Source organism: Streptomyces sp. NPDC032721 (assembly GCF_055579625.1).
The window spans coordinates 127715-145551 of record NZ_JBVIMX010000006.1; the positions used below are offsets into that span (position 1 = coordinate 127715).

Below are 17837 nucleotides of genomic sequence, written 5' to 3' on the forward strand. Positions count from 1 at the left end.
TCAGCCCAACCGAGCCGCGCCCAGCTCAGCCGACCTGACCCGACCCGAGCCGCACTCAACCCAGCCGACCCGAGCCGCACTCAACCCGGCCGACCCGAGCCGCGCTCAGCCCGGGCGAGCCGCGCCGTCCGCGGTCGGAGGCCGGCGGCTGAGCCGGCCACCCACCGAGTACCCCCCGCCCACCCTCACCGCCCAGGAGACCCCGCCCGTGATACCCCGCCCCCGAGCCGTCGCTCTGCGAAGAGCGGCCGTCGGCGTCGTGAGTGTGGCGATGTGCGCCGCGCTCGCGCCCGCCGCCGTGCCCGCCTTCGCCGCGCCCCCGGCGCCCCGGCCCCCCGCGCCGCCGTCCGACGCCAAGCTGGCCGCCGAGCCCGCCCGGCACGACCTCACCCGGGACCAGTTCTACTTCGTCCTGCCGGACCGGTTCGCGAACGGGGACGCCTCCAACGACCGTGGAGGGCTGACCGGTTCGCGGTTGGAGCACGGCTACGACCCCACCGACAAGGGCTTCTACCAGGGCGGTGACCTCAAGGGCCTCACCCAGAAGCTCGACTACATCAAGGGCCTCGGTACCACCGCCATCTGGATGGCGCCCATCTTCAGGAACAAGCCCGTGCAGGGGACGGGCAAGGACGCCTCCGCCGGGTACCACGGCTACTGGATCACCGACTTCACCCAGGTCGACCCCCACTTCGGCACCAACGCCGACCTGGAGACGCTGATCGACAAGGCCCACGCCAAGGGCATGAAGGTCTTCTTCGACGTCATCACCAACCACACCGCCGACACCGTCGACTTCGCCGAGAAGAAGTACGGCTACCGCCCCAAGGGCGCGTACCCCTACCTCGACTCCTCGGGCCGCCCCTTCGACGACCGTACGAAGCCCGGCAGCGCCAAGATCGACCGCGACTCCTTCCCCTACACACCCGTGCCGCGCGCGGGCGAGAGGAAGACGCCGGCCTGGCTCAACGACCCCACCATGTACCACAACCGGGGCGACTCGACCTTCGCGGGCGAGAGCGCCGAGTACGGCGACTTCTCCGGGCTCGACGACCTGTGGACCGAGCGGCCCGAGGTCGTCTCCGGCATGGCGAGGATCTACGAGAAGTGGGTCCGCGACTTCGACATCGACGGATTCCGCATCGACACCGTCAAACACGTCGACCTCGACTTCTGGACCCAGTGGGCCACCGCCCTGGACGCCTACGCCAAGAAGCGGGGCCGCGACGACTTCTTCATGTTCGGCGAGGTCTACGACTCCAACCCGGCCGCCACCGCCCCGTACGTCACCCGGGGCAGGCTCGACGCCACCCTCGACTTCCCCGTCCAGGACGCGCTGCGCGGGTACGCCTCCCAGGGCGCGGGCGCCGACCGGCTCGCCAAGGCCTTCGCCGCCGACTACCGCTACACCACCGACAAGGCCAACGCGTACGAGCAGGTGACCTTCACCGGCAACCACGACATGGGCCGCATCGGCACCTTCCTCAAGCAGGACAACCCGAAGGCGAGCGACGCCGAACTCGTCCAACGTGCCAGGCTCACCAACGAGCTGATGTTCCTCGGGCGCGGCAACCCGGTGATCTACTCCGGCGACGAGCAGGGCTTCACCGGCGCGGGCGGCGACAAGGACTCACGCCAGACCCTCTTCGCCTCCAAGGTCCCCGACTACCTCGACGACGACCAGCTCGGCACCGACCGCACCCACGCGAGCGACGCCTACGACACCACGCACCCCGTCTACCGCTCCATCGCCGCCCTCTCCAGGCTCACCAAGGACCACCCCGCCCTGCGCGACGGCGTCCAGGAGGAGCGGCTGAGCGAGGGATCCGTGTACGCCTTCGCGCGTACGGACGCCAGGCGCAAGGTCGAGTACCTGGTGGCCGCCAACAGCGCGGCCGTGGCGCGGACGGTCGAGATCCCGGCCTCCGCCGCCAACTACCGTACGGTCTACGGCGGTTCCGCCCAGGTGGCCGGCAGCGGCGGCAAGGTGAAGGTCACCGTGCCCGCGCTCTCCAGCCTCGTACTCCGGGCGGAGAACCCGCTGGGTGCCCCGGGGTCCAAGCCCGCGCTCACCCTCAAGGCGCCCGCCGCCGGAGCCACCGGCACCGTCGAGATCGAGGCCGCCCCGACCGGTGGACAGCTCAACCGCGTGGTCTTCGCCGCCCAGGTCGGCAACGGCCCCTGGCGCACCCTCGGTTCCGCCGACCACGCCCCGTACAAGGTCACCCAGTTCCTCGGCGCCGACGTGAATGCCGGGACCGCACTGCGGTACAAGGCAGTCGTGGTCGACAGTGCCGGACGCACGGCCAGTGCCCTCGCCGACACGACGGCGGGGCAGACCCCGCCGCCCGAGAAGCCGCGCGCCGGGGACCGCACCCACGCGGTCGTCCACTACCGGCGTGCCGACAACGACTACACCGGCTGGCAGCTCAAGTCGGCGGCAGGCACAGGAGAGTTCACCGGACGCGACGCCTACGGCGCCTTCGCCTGGGTGAAACTCCCCGAGGACGCCACCACCTTCCCGTACACCGTCGAGAAGAACGGCACCGCCGAAGGCCCCGCCCGCACCGTCGACCTCGGCGTCACCGGTGAGGTCTGGGTCGAACAGGGCCAGGACGGCCAGCTCACCAAGGCCCCCGACGGCACCTACCCGCCGCAGGACAAGACCAAGGCGATCCTCCACTACCAGCGCCCCGACGGGAACTACGACGGCTGGGGCCTGCACACCTGGACCGGCGCCAAGGACCCGACCGACTGGGCCAAGCCCCTCCAGCCGGTCCGCAAGGACGCGTTCGGCGTCACCTACGAAGTGCCCCTGGCCGCCGGGGCGACCTCGCTCAGCTACATCCTGCACAAGGGCGACGAGAAGGATCAGCCCACCGACCAGTCCCTGGACCTGGCCACCTACGGCAACGAGGTGTGGGCGCTCGCCGGACAGCCCACGTACGTGCTGCCGCAGGCCGGCGGGGCGGGCACGCTCGACCTCGCCAAGGCCGAGGCGCAGTGGATCGACCGCGACACCGTCGTGTGGAAGGTGAAGGCGACCGAGGCGACCAGCCAGCAGCTGGTGTACGCCAAGGACGGCGGCATCAGGATCGCCGACGGTGCGCTGAGCGACGAGGGCCGCTGGCTGCGGCTCACGCCCGGCCGGCTGACCGACGCGCAGAAGGCCAAGTACCCGCACCTCAAGGACCATCCGGCCTTCACCGTCGACGCCCGCGACCGGGACCGGATCGACGCCGCCCTGCGCGGCCAGCTCGTCGCCACCCAGCGCGCCGCCAACGGCGCCCTGCTGGCAGCCACCGGCGTCCAGCTGCCGGGCGTCCTCGACGCCACCTACGGCACCGAGGCCGCCAAGGCCGCCCTGGGCCCCGTCTTCCGGGGCGGCAGGCCCACCCTGTCGGTGTGGGCGCCGACCGCCCACAAGGTCGCCCTGGAGCTGGGCGGACGGACCGTGCCCATGCGGCGCGACGACCGCAGCGGCGTCTGGTCGGTGACCGGCGAGCGCGCCTGGGCGGGCAAGCCGTACCGGTACGTCGTCGACGTGTGGGCGCCCAGCGTGCGCAAGGTCGTGACGAACAGGGTCACCGACCCGTACTCGACCGCCCTGACCACCGACTCCGCACGCAGCCTGGTCGTGGACCTGACCGACCCGAAACTGGCCCCCAAGGGGTGGGGCACGCTGAAGAAGCCCGCCGCGAAGCCGGTCAAGGACGCCCAGATCCAGGAGCTCCACGTACGGGACTTCTCGATCGCCGACCGCACCTCCCAGCACCCGGGGGAGTACCTGGCGTTCACCGACCGCGAGTCCAAGGGATCGCGGCACCTGCGGCAACTGGCCTCGGCCGGGACCTCGTACGTCCATCTGCTGCCCGTCTTCGACATCGGCACCATCCCCGAGAAGAAGTCCGAACAGGCCACACCCGCCTGCGACCTGACGAAGATGGCGCCCGACTCCGAGGAGCAGCAGGCGTGCGTCGGGAAGGTGGCCGCGAAGGACGCCTTCAACTGGGGGTACGACCCGCTGCACTACACCGTGCCCGAGGGCTCGTACGCGAGTGACCCCGAGGGAACCAAGCGGACGGTCGAGTTCCGGCAGATGGTGCAGGGCATCAACGGCGCCGGGCTGCGGACCGTGATGGACGTCGTCTACAACCACACCGTCGCCTCCGGCCAGAGCGACAAGTCCGTGCTCGACCGGATCGTGCCCGGCTACTACCAGCGGCTGATGCCCGACGGCTCGGTCGCCACCTCCACCTGCTGCGCCAACACCGCCCCCGAGAACACCATGATGGGCAAGCTGGTCGTGGACTCCCTGGTCACCTGGGCCAGGGAGTACAAGGTCGACGGCTTCCGCTTCGACCTGATGGGCCACCACCCCAAGGCCAACATCCTGGCCGTGCGCAAGGCGCTGGACGCGCTGACCGTCGCCAAGGACGGCGTCGACGGCAAGGCGATCATCCTGTACGGGGAGGGCTGGAACTTCGGCGAGATCGCCGACGACGCCCGCTTCGAGCAGGCCACCCAGAAGAACATGGCGGGCACCGGCATCGCGACCTTCTCCGACCGCTCGCGCGACGCGGTGCGCGGCGGCGGCCCCTTCGACGAGGACCCGGGCGTCCAGGGCTTCGGCAGCGGACTGTTCACCGACCCCAACTCCTCGAAGAGCAACGGCACTCCGGCCGAACAGCGGGCCCGGCTGCTGCACTACCAGGACCTGATCAAGGTCGGGCTGACCGGGAACCTCGCCTCGTACTCCTTCACCGACAGTTCCGGCCGTACGGTCAAGGGCTCGGAGGTCGACTACAACGGGGCCCCGGCGGGATACGCGGCCGCCCCCGGCGACGCGCTCGCCTACGCGGACGCGCACGACAACGAGTCGCTGTACGACTCGCTCGCCTTCAAGCTGCCCGCCACCGTGTCACCGGCCGACCGGGCCCGTATGCAGGTCCTGTCCATGGCGACGGCCGTCCTCTCCCAGGGGCCCTCGCTGTCCCAGGCGGGCACGGACCTGCTGCGCTCCAAGTCGCTGGACCGCAACTCCTACGACAGCGGGGACTGGTTCAACGCCATCCACTGGGACTGCCGCGACGGCAACGGCTTCGGGCGGGGGCTGCCGATGGCGGCCGACAACCGGCCCAAGTGGCCCTACGGGAAGCCGCTGCTGACCAATCCGGCGCTCACGGCGGGCTGTGCGGAGATCGACGGAGCCTCGGCGGCCTACCGGGACCTGCTGAAGATCCGCACCACGGAGCCCGACCTCGCGCTGGCGACGGCGGCGGAGGTCCAGTCGAAGGTGACCTTCCCGCTCTCCGGGCAGGGGGAGACGCCCGGCGTCCTCACCATGCGGGCGGGCAGACTGACGGTCGTCATCAACGCGACCCCGGCCACCCAGCGCCAGACCGTCGCCCCGCCGCAGAGCGGCACCCACACACTGCACCCGGTGCAGGCGGGCGGCGCGGACGCCACGGTGAAGAAGTCCGCCTACGACGCCACCACGGGCACCTTCACGGTCCCGGGCCGTACGGTCGCGGTCTTCACGGCGTCCTGAGCCCGCAGGCAGGGCCATCGCGGCCTTCGCTGCCTTCGTGAGCGGGAGGCGCACCCGGACCGTCCGGCCGGGTGCGCCTCCGCCGGGGCGCCGACCCCGGCAAGTAGTCCAGAATGAACCCGTGTTGGGCAACCTTCCCGAGGAGACCACCAGCTTCGTCGGCCGCCGGGCCGACCTCGCCCGTGTCGAGCACGCCCTCGCCACGTACCGTCTCGTCACCCTCACCGGCCCCGGCGGCGTCGGCAAGAGCCGCCTCGCGCTGCGGGCCGCGCGGCACGCCGTCGCACGGCATCCCGACGGCGTGTGGTGGGCCGACCTCGCCCCCCTCCAGGACGACCAGCTGCTCGTCGCGACCGTCTCCGACGCCGTCGACTTCGCCGACCACACCCTGCGCATGCCGGCCGAGGCCCTCTGCGAATCCCTCCAGGGCAAACGGCTGCTCATCGTCATCGACTCCTGCGAACGGCTCGCCGCCCCCTGCGCCCACCTGGTCGGCGAACTCCTCACCACCGTCCCCGACCTGACCGTCCTCGCCACCAGCCGCCAGCCGCTCGGCGCACGCGGCGAGGTGCTCGTCGAGGTGCCCCCGCTGCCGCTCGGCCGGGCCGAGGGCGGGGCCACCGCCCTCTTCCTTGACCGGGCGCGGCTCCTGGTGCCCGACGGCAGCCTCGACACCCCGCCGGACTCCGACGCGGTCGAGGCGATCTGCGCCCATCTCGAAGGCATCCCCCTCGCCGTGGAACTGGCCTGCGCGCAGCTCGGCGACGGCCGCAGCGTGCACGACGTCGCCCGGCGGCTGACCGGCCGTGCCGACTCCCGGCTCGACGTCCTCGCGCGGGAGGACATCTGGCCGCAGCGGCACCGCGCGCTGCGCACCGCCATCGGCTGGAGCCACGAGCTGTGCACCCCGCTGGAACGGCTGCTGTGGGCCAGGCTCTCGGTGTTCCGTGGCGACTTCGCGGAGGCCGACGCCCAGGCGATCGGCGCGGGCGGACCGCTCGACGGGCCCGCCGTCGGCCGGGCCCTGCACGGGCTGGTCCGCAAGTCCGTGGTGCGCCGGGCCCCCGACGGCACCTGCCGGATGCTGGACACCCTGCGCGAGTACGGGGCCATGTGGCTCGGCGAACTCGGGGAGCGCGAGAGCGCCGCCGACCGGCACGCCGCCCACTACGCCGAACTGGCCCGCGCCGCCGACGAGGGCTGGCTCGGCGCCCAGCAGATCGCCTGGTACCGGCGGATCGCCGCCGCCCACGCCGACCTCTGCGCCGCCCTCGACCACCTGCTCGTCCACGCACCCGAAGAAGCCATGGCCATGGCCGCTCGCGTCGGCTTCTTCTGGTCCTGCGGCGGCCACCTCCACGAGGCCCGCGGCTATCTCGAACGGGTGCTGGCCGCACACGGCGACGCACCCGGCATGCCCTCCGCGCACCGCTCCCGCGCCCTGTGGGCCCTCGGGTTCGCCGCCTGCGTCCAGGGCGACCTGGAGGGCGCCCGTCGGCTCGGCGAGCAGTGCGCCGTCGCCGCCTGGCGGGCCCAGGACCCCGAGGGCATGATGGCCGCCGCCTACCTCCTGGGGGTCGCGTACCTGCTGATGGGCCGCCCGCGCGCCGCCCTCACGGTCGCCGAGCGCTGCCTGGAGATCCGCCCCGCCGACCCCTTCTCCTCCGCCTCGCAGCTCCGCTGCCGCCTGGTGCGGGTGTTCGCGCTGACCGCCCTGGGGGAGTACGAGGACGCCACGGCGGCGGCCACCGCACTGAGCCGGCTCTGCGCGGACAACGGCGAGATCTGGACCCGCGCCTACGCCGACTACCAACTCGCCCTGATCGCCCTCCTCCAGGGCCGCAGCGACGAGGCCGCCGCCCACGCCCGCGCCATGATCGACGCCAAGTACCGGCTCGGCGACAGCTTCGGCATCGCCCTGGGGCTCGACCTCCTGGCCGCCGCACTCGCCGCCCAGGGCGACGGCATCCGGGCCGCCCGGGCGTACGGCACCGGACAGTCCTACTGGGAACAGGTCGGCCACCCCCAGCGCGGCACCCCCGAACTGGCCCCCGTGCGCGCGGAGTGCGAGCGCCGGGCCCGCGAGGCGATCGGCGACGCCGCCTACGAGACGGCCTTCGCCCAGGGCGCCGCCGACCAGGAATCCGCCCTGGCACAGGCCCTGTTGGGGACCGCCCCGTAACAGAGCCCCCAACAAGGGTGCAGGCAGCGGCCAAAGTGGTGGGTGACCATCGGATCAATCGCTCGTTCTGCGTAATGTGCGACGCCCACAGGATGTCATCAGCCGCCCCCGCAAGCCCACCCACGACTCCACCCACGACTCCGCCACCGGCGACTCCACCGGGAAGGACTCCGCAGCCGGCCGGTCCGGAGCCGCCGCCGAGCCGACCGTTGCCGTCGGCGTCGGACAGGCCGAGGCCGCGCTCGTCGAGCACTACCCGCGCCTGGTCCGCCTCGCCTACCTCGTGCTGCCCCCGCACCTCGGACGCCACCGCCGCGTCCTGACCGCCCACTCCCTGGTGCAGCGCTCCCTGCCGCGCGGCAGGACCGGGCGCACCGCGCAGACCGTCGCGGGCATCCCGCTGACGCGCCGCGCCGACGGACGGACCGGGCCCGGCGAGCCCTCCGAGCGCGACCGCGGCCACGCCTTCGTACGGCAGCAGGTACTGCGCCAGGCCCTCGAAGCCGAGCCGCCGCTGCGCCGCAGGGCCTGGCCCAAGCGGGCCCAGCTGCCGCCGCTGCTGCCGCAGGTGTGGGGCATCCGGCTGTTCCCCAAGTCGGGCGGCGCCGACGAACTCGCCCTCGACCAGCGGCTGGCCGCCCTCTCCGGGGCCGGCCGCGCCGCCTACGTACTGCGCGGGCTCGAAGGGCTTCAGGACGCGGAGGTACGGCGGGTGCTGAGCGCCGCCGGGGTCGCCGACACCGCCCCGGCGCTCGCCGAGGCCGACACCGTCGAGCCCTCCGCGCTGCTGGAGTCCGCCGAGTTCGACCCGTGCTCGCTGCAGGCCAGGCCCACCGACCTGATGCGCCGCCGCCAGCACACCCGGATCGCCCTGGCGGTCCTCGCCGCCCTCGTGGTGGGCACGGTCGCCGCCGACCGGTTCAACACGCCGTCGGCGGGCGCGTCCCTGTACGGCATGTCCGCCGCGGCCGAAAGAGCCCTGGACCCCGCCCAGTTGAGCATCGCTCCGGCCGCCGCCTGGAAGACCTCCGACCGCACCGACTTCTCCGCCTGGCCGGTCCGCGGCTCCCTCGCCGACGACAACGACATGCTGCGCCGCGCCCTGGCGACCTGGGCGAGCCCCGGCGAGGACACCCATGTCTCCGCCACCCCCGGCACCCCCACCGGGCCCGCCATGGGACCCCCGCAGCTGCTGTACGCGGGCAAGCTCGACGGCGCCCGGGTGGCCGTGCTCTACGACGGGCTCCGGCTGGTCAGGTACGCCGAACCGGCCCACGGCGGCGAGGGCCCGCGGGCCCTGGACTTCGCCCGCGCCGACAACGCCGGGGAAGCCTCCGCGAACGCGGTCGTCGTCGCACGCACCGCCACCCACGTCCGCTATCTGACCGCCCCCTGGGCCGACCGGGTCGCCGTCCGCGACCTCCTCGACCCGGCCGCCGCCCCGCGCGTCCTGGCCCGCGACGCCGACGGGGTCACCGCACCCGTCGCGGCCTCCTCGATGGCCCGCGACTGCCGCACCTGGGACGCCATGGAGGTGCGCGACAGCTCCGGCACCCGTACCCTCACCGACCTCGGCGAACTCCTCCCCGCCCGGCTCACCGCAGGCCCGCCGGACGCCCCCGCCGACCTCAAGAGCACGGCGGACAGGACGAGTTGGGCGCGCACCGGCTGCCTGCTCCCGACGCTGCGCTCGCACGGCGTGCGCAACGTCAACTCCTGGCCGTACGCCACCCAGACCCTGCCCGAGTCCAACGGCAGCGCGCAGTGGGTGTGCACCAGGGCCGAGACCTGGCGCGGCCCCGGCAGCCGGACCCTGGTCCAGTTCCAGGCGCCGGGCAGCGGGAAGAGCGCGCCCGGCGCCATCGCCGCCAAGTCCGAGGACACGGCGGCCTGCGGAGCCAAGGACGCCAAGGTCCTCGCCGGAGTGCTGTGGAAGTCCAGGGCGGGCAAGCCCTATCTGCTCGCCGCGGGCAGCGACAGGTTCGCCTCGCTGGCCGTGACCGGTGACGTCACGGCCAAGGACGACGGCCAGCTGATGTCCGTACCGGCCAAGGAAGGGGCCCGCGCCGAACTCAGCGGCACGCTGACGGACGGCGGCACGGCGGAGTCCCTGCACTGACACCGTCACCGTCACCGTCACTGGCACCGCCCCCCGGTCCGGGCCCTTGCGCGAGAGGCGTCGCAAATCTCCTCGTGCAGGGGCCTGTTCCCAAGGTCGTACTCCTCAGTACATTGACGCCATGTCTAATACGCAGCAGGGCCCGGCCCCCGTCGCGTCGGAGTGGACGCCGCTCAAGGCCCGGCAGGTGTCCTTCGACTGGCAGGACACGCCGCTCCACTGGCTCCCCGGCAACCCCTTCGCCACCCACACCATCAACGTCCTGCACCTCCTGCTCCCGGCGGGCGAGCGCTGGTTCGTGCACGTCTACAAGCAGGCCCTCCCGCTGATCAGGGACGACAGGCTCCGCGAGGACGTCATCGGCTTCATCGGCCAGGAGGCGATGCACTCCCAGGCCCACGACGACGTCCTGCCGCACCTCAGGGAACAGGGCCTGGACCCCACCCCGTACACCGCCCAGGTCGACTGGCTCTTCGAGAAGCTGCTCGGCGACCGTACGTTGCCGCCCGGCAGGGCCCGCGAGTGGTGGCTGCTGGAGCGGATCGCGATCATCGCGGCCATCGAGCACTACACCGCCTTCCTCGGCGACTGGGTGCTCAACGCCGACGAACTCGACCGCAGGGGCGCCGATCCCATGATGCTCGACCTGCTGCGCTGGCACGGCGCGGAGGAGGTCGAGCACCGGTCGGTGGCCTTCGAGCTGTTCCAGCACGTCGACGGCAGCTACCGGCGAAGGGCCCGCACCTGGGCGACCGCGTTCACCGCCCTGGTCTTCATGTGGCAGCGCGGCTCCCGCTTCTTCATGGCCAACGACCCGACGTTGGGCGGCACCAGCAAGGCCACCCTGGGCGACCTGGTCCGGTGCGGGAAGCAGGGCGTGCTCCCGTCGCCCGGCGCGATGGCGAGGTCCGTTCCGCGCTATCTGAGCCGCAGTTACCACCCCTCCCAGGAGGGCAGCACCGCCCAGGCCGTCGCCTACCTCGCGCAATCCCCCGCCGCGCGGGCCGCCGAGACCCGTACCTCCGGAGGTTCCTGAACCATGTCCCGCACCCCCGGCCCGCGCACCGCACCCCGTCTGCGCACCGTCGCCCTCACCGCCTCGGCCGCCGCCCTCGCCCTGCTCGCCCGGCGGGCCCTGCGCAAGCGCGTCGACCGGTCGCCGCTGTGGCCGATGCCCGCCTTGGAGGAGCCGATATCGGGCACCGGCCGCCGCACCAGCACCGGTTCCGGCGCCCGCGCCGGCAGCCGGCCCGCCGGGATCCACATGCTGGTCAGCGGCCGGGACGAACCGGCCGACGGCGTAGTGCGGCTGCACCTCGAAGCCATGGACGCGGGCGACCTGCCCGCCTGGGAGCCCGGCGCCCACCTCGACCTGGTCCTGCCCTCCGGCCTGGTCCGCCAGTACTCGCTGTGCGGCGACCCGGCCGACCGGGCCTCGTACACCGTCGCCACCCGGGTCATCGCGGACGGCAGGGGCGGCTCGGCCGAGCTCCACGCACGCGTCCACGAGGGCTCGGAGATCGAGGTGCGCGGCCCGCGCAACCGCTTCCCCCTGGTGGAGTCGGCGAGTTACGTCTTCGTGGCGGGCGGCATCGGGATCACCCCCGTACTGCCCATGCTGCGCCGGGCGCAGGCGGCGGGCGCCGACTGGAAGCTGCTCTACGCGGGCCGCAGCCGGGCGACGATGCCGTTCCTGGCGGAGATCGAGGAACTGGGCGGCCCCGGGCGGGTGACCGTGGTCGCCGAGGACACCGACGGACTGCCCGACCTGGCGGCACTGTGGGCACAGGTGCCCGAGGGGGCGGCCGTGTACTGCTGCGGGCCGGAGGGGCTCCTGGGGGCGGTGGAGGGATCACTGCCGGGGCACTGTTCGTTGCACGTCGAGAGGTTCGCGCCGGGCGCGGGCGCCGGTGGCTCCGGGGCGTTCGAGGTGGAGCTGCGCAGGACGGGCGGAACGGTCACCGTGCCCGCGGACTCCTCGATCCTGGCGGCGGTCAAGCCCCTGGTGAAGAATGTCTCGTACTCCTGTGAGCAGGGCTTTTGCGGTACCTGCCAGCAACGGGTGATCGAGGGCGAGATCGACCACCGCGACGAGCTGCTGACCGATTCGGAGCGCGGCGACTCGCTGCTGATCTGTGTCTCGCGGGCCGCCGGAGAGCGCCTGGTCCTCGACCTCTAGGCAGAGCTGGGGGAGGGGCCCGGGGAAGATCCGGACCGGGCCCTGGGGGTCCTCTTCGCAGGCCGGGCGGTTAGGCTGGTGCGATGACGACCGGGGTGCGCCGCAGGATGGGCGTCGAAGAGCGCAGGCAGCAACTGATCGGCGTGGCGCTGGAGTTGTTCAGCCATCGCTCGCCCGATGAGGTCTCGATCGACGAGATAGCCGCGGCCGCCGGGATCTCCCGCCCGCTCGTCTACCACTACTTCCCCGGCAAGCAGAGCCTGTACGAGGCCGCCCTGCGGCGGGCCGCCGACGAGCTCGCCGCCCGCTTCAACGAACCGCACGAAGGCCCCCTGGGCGGGCGGCTGCTGCGGGTGATGGGCCGCTTCTTCGGCTTCGTCGACGAACACGGCCCCGGCTTCGCCGCGCTGATGCGCGGCGGTCCCGCCGTCGGCTCCTCGACGACCAACGCCATGATCGACGAGGTGCGGCAGGCCGCGTACGAGCAGATACTCGACCACCTCGGCGTCGGCGAACCCCCGGCCAGGCTGGCGCTGGTGGTCCGCTCCTGGGTGTCGCTCGCCGAGTCGACCGCCCTGATCTGGCTCGACGGGCGCAGGATCCCGCGCGCGGAACTGGAGATGCAGCTCGTCCACGACTTCGCCGCGCTGATGGCGGTCAGCGCGACGTACGACGCGGAGATGGCGGGCATCGTGCTGCGGATACTGGCCGACGAACCGGCGGACGGCCCGTTCGGGGAACTGGTCGAGAGGCTCATGGTGCTGGGGCCGATGCTGCCGGTGGTGCCGGGGCAGCGGGGCGCGGCGGAGTGAACGGGGCGGCTGCGAAAGGCGGTTGCCGGGTGACGGTTGCTTGTCGGTGACGGTCACTTGTCGGTGACGGTCACCTGTCACGGTCATTTGTAGGTGACGGTCACGTCCTTGAAGCCCAGCGAGCGCAGCAGTCCCTGGAGCATGCCCGTGGTGTTCTTCTCGGCCCGGGCGGTCAGCCCGCTCTCCTTGGCGGCGTCGCCGATGTGCTGGGCGGCGAGCCGGTGGACGGCCTGCTCGTCGTTCGGGTTGTCGGAGAAGAAGTCGCCCAGGCGGTCGAGCAGCCCGCGCTGCTTGGACACGGCGTACGAACGGTCCGGGTCGAGCGCGGGTTTGCCGAGGGTGGCGTGCGGCAGCCGGATGGTCGCGGCGGTCCGCTCCTCGTTCACCGTCACGTCGCCCTTGCCGAGCCCGCCCATGGCGACGCTCGCGCCGACCGTGCCCGCGCCGACGTAGAGGGTACGGGTGCCCCGGATCGCGTCCGGGAGGAACTTGGCGTCCTTCTCCAGGTCCACCACCACCTGGAAGTTGCCGGAGGCGGCCTCGTAACTGCTCATGTCCTGAAGGGACTTCAGCACGGCCGGCCCGCTGCGGTCCTTGGTCTCGCTGCCGAAGAGGTCGCCGAGGCCGGGGATCAGGAACAGCCGGGTGCCGACGAGCAGCACGGCGACCAGGGCCAGCAGCACGGCGGGAATCTTGATCCAGAGGGAGATCCGGCGGCGGGGCGGGCGGGCCGCCGGACGCGGTTCGCCGAGATCCCGCTCGCCGAGGTCCCGCTCGTCGCGATCCTGCTCCCGGTCACTGCGTGCATCAGTGCGGTCCATACCGGGCGGGTTCCCCCGACAGGCCCCGCTCACGCGGCAGTTATCGTTCTGCGCATGATCGAAACGACCGCCGGGCTCACCTTCCGCCCCGCCGCTGACTCGGACCTCACCGACCTCGTACGCCTCCACGACGGAGCGGCGCGGTGGATGGCCGAGGAGGGGATCGACCAGTGGAAGCCGGGCCAGAAGGACGCCGCACACTTCCGGCGCCGGATGCGCGAGGGAGAGGTGTGGCTCGCGGTGCACGAGGGGGCGGTGGTGGGCGCGTACGAGCTCTGGTGGGAGGACGAGGGTGCCTGGGGGCCGCAGCCGCCGGTCGCGGGCTACGTCCACCGGCTGATGACCGACCGCGCACACGCCCCGGCGGGCACGGGGCGCGCGCTGCTCGCGGCGGCCGAGGCCCGCATCGTGGAGTCGGGCCGGGCGCTGGCCCGCCTGGACTGCGTGTCGCACAACCCGCGCCTGCGGACGTACTACGAGGCGGCGGGCTACCGCTTCACCGGCGAGAACAAGGCGAAGGAGGCTCCCGGGGGAGCCCCCTCCTACGCGGTGACGCTGCTGGAGAAGACCCTGACCGCCTAGGGGTGTTCCGCCCGGCTCAGCCCTGGGTGAGCCGGGCCCGTATCCGCTCCACGGCCTCGTCGGAGATGCCGAGGCCGTCCCGTACGTACGCCTCCATCGAGCCGAACTTCTCGTTCACCTCGGTGAGCGCGGCCGTGAGGTACGCCGGTTCGACGCCGATGATCGCCTGCGCGAGCTCGGGGTCGCCGCCCTTCGCGACGAAGCCCTCGATGAGCGGTACGAAGGCGGCCCGGACGGCCGGGTTCACGGCGAGGTACTCGGCCATGACCGTCTCGGCGTCGGCCCCCAGCAGGGTCAGCACGACGGTCGCCGCCCACCCCGTACGGTCCTTGCCCGCCGTGCAGTGGAACAGCAGCGGGCCCGCGTCCTCCGCGGCCAGCTCGGTGAGGAAGCTGCGGTACGCGGCGACCGCCGAGCCGGACGACACCAGCGCGCGGTAGGTGTCCTCGAACAGTGCCAGCGCCCGCCCGCCGCCGAGGTGCTCCTCGGCCATCTCCGGGTCGGACATGATGTGCTTGAGCTGGGCGGCGGCCGGCTTCTCGTCGGGATCGCCGCCCCTGACCGCTATGGCGATGGTGTCGGCGAGCGCGTCCGCGACCACGATCCGGACCCCCTCGGGCACCCGGTCCGGGTAGTCGGCGCGCTCGGCGACACTGCGGAAGTCGACGATCGTGGCGATGCCGAGCCCGGCGACGACCGGGTCTGAGGCCGGGTCCATCCGGTCCAGCTGCGCCGCCCGCAGCACGAGCCCGGACCGAACGGTCCGCCCGCCGGACAGGGGGATGCCGCCGAGGTCGCGGAGGTTGGCGACGCTGGTGGAGGGGAGTGCGCTCATGACGGCTGGGGCTCCTGGTGGTGTGTTGGGGGGCACCCACACGGTACGTCCCCGGGGCCCCTGACCTCGCACGGGGTACGCCCGGCCCACGGGGGTGCGGAGCCGCGTCCCGGCCGGTCAGCGCCGGGTGAGTGCGGTGCTCAGCGCGACCCCCAGGGCGAGGGCGGTGAAGTGCCCCACATCCGTGAAGCTCGGCCGGTCCTTGTTGAGCAGCGGCCGGGCGGCGAGGGCCAGCAGGGTGGCCCGTCCGGCGAACCGGAGCGGACCACGGGGGAGCGCCGCCGTCAGTGCCCCCAGCACCGCGTTGAACCCGTAGCTGGTCCCCACGTCGACGGCGGACCGGGTCGCGGCGTCGGCCCCGGTGGCCCGCAGCCCCTCGTACACCAGCAGCGTCGCCCCCGCGTGCCCGACCAGGAAGACGCCCGCCGCCCACCACGCCCCGTACGCGTACTCGGCGTACCCGAGCACCGCCAGCAACAGGAGTGCGTACGGCAGCGGCAACGGCTCCTCCACCACCACCGCACTGGTCAGCAGGGTCTCCCAGCGCCCCGCGCCGAGCTGCTCCACATTGGTGGAACAGGCCCGCAGGAACTCCTCCCGCTCCGCCCCGGACAGATGGCGGCGGGCGGCATGGGCGCCGAGCTGGACGCCGCCGACGTAGGCGGGGGCGAGTACGGGAAGGTCCGGGAAGTGCATGGAGGCATGATCGCGCATGAGGCGTAACGGATGTGTCAGATACGGCCGTTAAGGGCCATCCGGCGCACGCACCCGACGCCGCGCACCACCATGGGCCGGATGCGAGTACGAACAGCGGTGGCAGCCGCGGCGGCCCTGCTGGCCCTGCCCCTGACCGCCGCCTGCGGGAACCCGTCCCCTACGCCCCCGACGCCCCCGCCCGCCCCCGAGGCCACCGGCACCCTGGAGGAACTGGCTGCCAGGGCCGGCTGCGTACCGGACATCGGAACGGACGCCGCCGAGATCCGCCAGGCCAACTGCCGTACGGACGGCGGCACTTACATCCTCACCACCTTCGCCACCGACCGGGGACGGCAGGAGTGGTTCGACGCGGCGAACGACTACGGCGGCAGCTACCTCATCGGCCGCCGCTGGATCGCCTCCGGCGAACAGGCGGTGGTCACGGCGCTGCGCGGCCGGCTGGGCGGCAGCGTGCAGACCGCCGAGGGCCACTCGGGGAGCGGGGAGCAGCACCATGACCAGGGCCATGACCAGCACCAGGGCCGGCGCTACCGGCAGCGCTGACCGGTGTTGATGCAGCTCACCATGCGGCGCATCAGCTTCTCGTCGAAGACGTTGATGAAGTCACCGTGGTCGGTCACCGGCTTGTGCAGCTGCTCGGGGAACGAGTCGACCGCGAACCCCGGCCCCGGCGGCACCGCGTACACGATCCGCTGCACGAGCTGCGGGATCGGCCGGAACCCGGTGTCGCACGACCCGTTGGAGCGGGCGAAGGCGACATGCGTGCGGTGGTTGGCGCTGTCCGCGTTCGACCCGTCCCAGCAGCTCTGGAACTTGAACGTACGGACCACCTGACTGCCGCGCGGACAGATCGGGTACTTGTCCTTCAGCTGCCGGTTCTCGAAACCGGTGCAGCTCCAGGACGCATTGGCATTCGCATTGCCGTTGGTGAATGCCTTCGCGTCCCCGGTGATGATCCGCAGGAAGCGCGGCATGGCGACGACCCGGCCGGTCGGATTCCCCACGAAATTGAGGGTGACCTGGGACGGGGTCTGGATTTCCCCGGTGTTCTTGTCCTTTCCGCCGCCGTCCGCGCCGGAATCCGCCTCGTCCTTTCCGTTCTGGAGGCGGAGCACGGGCCAGTAGTACGTGGACCTGTCGCCCGGATTCCGGCAGGTGGTCCGTCCCGAGGCGAGTACGTCGTCGGTGGAAAAGGCATCGGTGGCCTGATTTCCGACGTAGTCGTGCATGTGGTGCGCGCCATTGCTCACACCGGGCGCGACGATGACGTTGTCCGGATTGAACTTGCCGTTCTCGTTCCGGCCGCAGGCGGTGGTGAAGGTGCCGCGCGAGGCGCTGCGGCGCTCGCGGACCTGCGCGACATTGGGCCGTACGGAACGGATGTCGACGAAGTCGGACCGCTCGGGCCCGTTTCCGGGCTGCTCGCCATTACCGCCCTGCTCGCCGTTCCCGGCCTGCTCGCCGTTCCCGGGGTCACTCGCAGCCCCGTCTTCCGCCCCGCCCTCCTCGGCCCGCATCGTGCACGACGCGAGCCCGTCGAGGTTCTGCGGGCGGTCCGCCTCCGGCTGCCGTTCCACGGCGTCCCCGATCCGGCCGAGGGAGGCCGCCCGCTCCTCCTTCAGCGGCCCGAGCACGGCCTCCTGGGCCGCCCGGTCCGCGCCGTTCTCCTTGGATTCCGCGAACTTCCGGTACGCCTCGGTGAGCCGGCTGTCCATCGCCGCCAATTCCCGGTCGACGTCCTGCCGCGCGCCTTGCGGAACGTCCGGGAGGGAATTGGCCGCGTCGGGGCAGTCGATGGTCGACATACGTGGTCCGGACGGCGACGCGGCGGGCGCGGCCGGTTCCTCGGAGGCGGAGGCGTACACATTCAGTGCGACCGTGCCGCCCGCGCCGAGGATCAGTGCGGCGGTGGCGGCGATCGTCCTGTTCGCCAATTTCGAACGCTTGTGTCCCATGGGGGGTCCTTCGCTTTCTTCCGGGCGAAGTCCCATACGCACGCCGGGAACGGCGCGTTCAACCGTTTCCCACTCACCCCACGA

Annotated in this window: 12 protein-coding genes; 8 read left to right on the forward strand and 4 right to left on the reverse strand. The window is 72.5% G+C overall.

Translation table 11 applies throughout. The annotated features are described in order from the left end of the window. Nucleotides 1-271: 271 nt before the first annotated feature. The 6 genes from pulA to ACZ5PB_RS14775 all read left to right on the forward strand — a co-directional run bounded on the left by pulA (nt 272) and on the right by ACZ5PB_RS14775 (nt 12843). Nucleotides 272-5551 (forward strand): pullulanase-type alpha-1,6-glucosidase, encoded by a 5280-nt coding sequence (gene pulA / locus ACZ5PB_RS14750; protein WP_468691539.1) that lies wholly within the window; start codon nt 272-274, stop codon nt 5549-5551. A gap of 121 nt (nt 5552-5672) precedes the next feature. Further along, nucleotides 5673-7733 (forward strand): ATP-binding protein, encoded by a 2061-nt coding sequence (locus ACZ5PB_RS14755; protein ID WP_468691105.1) that lies wholly within the window; start codon nt 5673-5675, stop codon nt 7731-7733. A gap of 76 nt (nt 7734-7809) precedes the next feature. Next, nucleotides 7810-9852, forward strand: coding sequence for a hypothetical protein (locus ACZ5PB_RS14760; protein ID WP_468691107.1), 2043 nt, complete (start codon nt 7810-7812; stop codon nt 9850-9852). Between the two features lie 121 nt (nt 9853-9973). Next, nucleotides 9974-10888, forward strand: a complete 915-nt coding sequence (locus tag ACZ5PB_RS14765) for a metal-dependent hydrolase (protein ID WP_468691109.1) — start codon at nt 9974-9976, stop codon at nt 10886-10888. 3 nt (nt 10889-10891) lie between these two features. Then, nucleotides 10892-12031 carry a PDR/VanB family oxidoreductase gene (locus ACZ5PB_RS14770; RefSeq protein WP_468691111.1) on the forward strand — a complete coding sequence of 380 codons (1140 nt, stop codon included), beginning with the start codon at nt 10892-10894 and terminating at the stop codon, nt 12029-12031. A gap of 83 nt (nt 12032-12114) precedes the next feature. Continuing rightward, nucleotides 12115-12843, forward strand: coding sequence for a TetR/AcrR family transcriptional regulator (locus tag ACZ5PB_RS14775; protein WP_468691114.1), 729 nt, complete (start codon nt 12115-12117; stop codon nt 12841-12843). Between the two features lie 83 nt (nt 12844-12926). Here ACZ5PB_RS14775 and ACZ5PB_RS14780 read toward each other — a convergent pair whose 3' ends face one another. Further along, on the reverse strand, nt 12927-13664 hold the full coding sequence (locus ACZ5PB_RS14780) for a DUF4230 domain-containing protein (RefSeq protein ID WP_468691116.1): 738 nt from the start codon (nt 13662-13664) through the stop codon (nt 12927-12929). A gap of 54 nt (nt 13665-13718) precedes the next feature. On the opposite strand from ACZ5PB_RS14780, the gene ACZ5PB_RS14785 reads away from it, so the two are divergent. Beyond that, the gene (locus ACZ5PB_RS14785; protein ID WP_468691118.1) at nt 13719-14246 is read left to right on the forward strand and encodes a GNAT family N-acetyltransferase; all 528 of its coding nucleotides are present in this window, start codon (nt 13719-13721) and stop codon (nt 14244-14246) included. Between the two features lie 16 nt (nt 14247-14262). Here the strand turns inward: ACZ5PB_RS14785 and ACZ5PB_RS14790 are convergent, their stop codons facing one another. Together ACZ5PB_RS14790 and ACZ5PB_RS14795 are read right to left on the reverse strand one after the other, a co-directional pair. Beyond that, nucleotides 14263-15081, reverse strand: a complete 819-nt coding sequence (locus ACZ5PB_RS14790) for a tyrosine-protein phosphatase (protein ID WP_468691121.1) — start codon at nt 15079-15081, stop codon at nt 14263-14265. 117 nt (nt 15082-15198) lie between these two features. Continuing rightward, complete coding sequence (locus ACZ5PB_RS14795; RefSeq protein WP_468691123.1) at nt 15199-15795, reverse strand: rhomboid-like protein; 597 nt, start codon at nt 15793-15795, stop codon at nt 15199-15201. 81 nt (nt 15796-15876) lie between these two features. Between ACZ5PB_RS14795 and ACZ5PB_RS14800 the strand changes: the two genes are divergently transcribed. Beyond that, nucleotides 15877-16341 carry a hypothetical protein gene (locus ACZ5PB_RS14800; RefSeq protein ID WP_468691125.1) on the forward strand — a complete coding sequence of 155 codons (465 nt, stop codon included), beginning with the start codon at nt 15877-15879 and terminating at the stop codon, nt 16339-16341. Here the strand turns inward: ACZ5PB_RS14800 and ACZ5PB_RS14805 are convergent. Next, nucleotides 16326-17753: a DUF1996 domain-containing protein gene (locus ACZ5PB_RS14805; protein WP_468691127.1), complete on the reverse strand. Its 1428-nt coding sequence runs from the start codon at nt 17751-17753 to the stop codon at nt 16326-16328. The genes ACZ5PB_RS14800 and ACZ5PB_RS14805 overlap by 16 nt on opposite strands. Nucleotides 17754-17837: the final 84 nt, after the last annotated feature.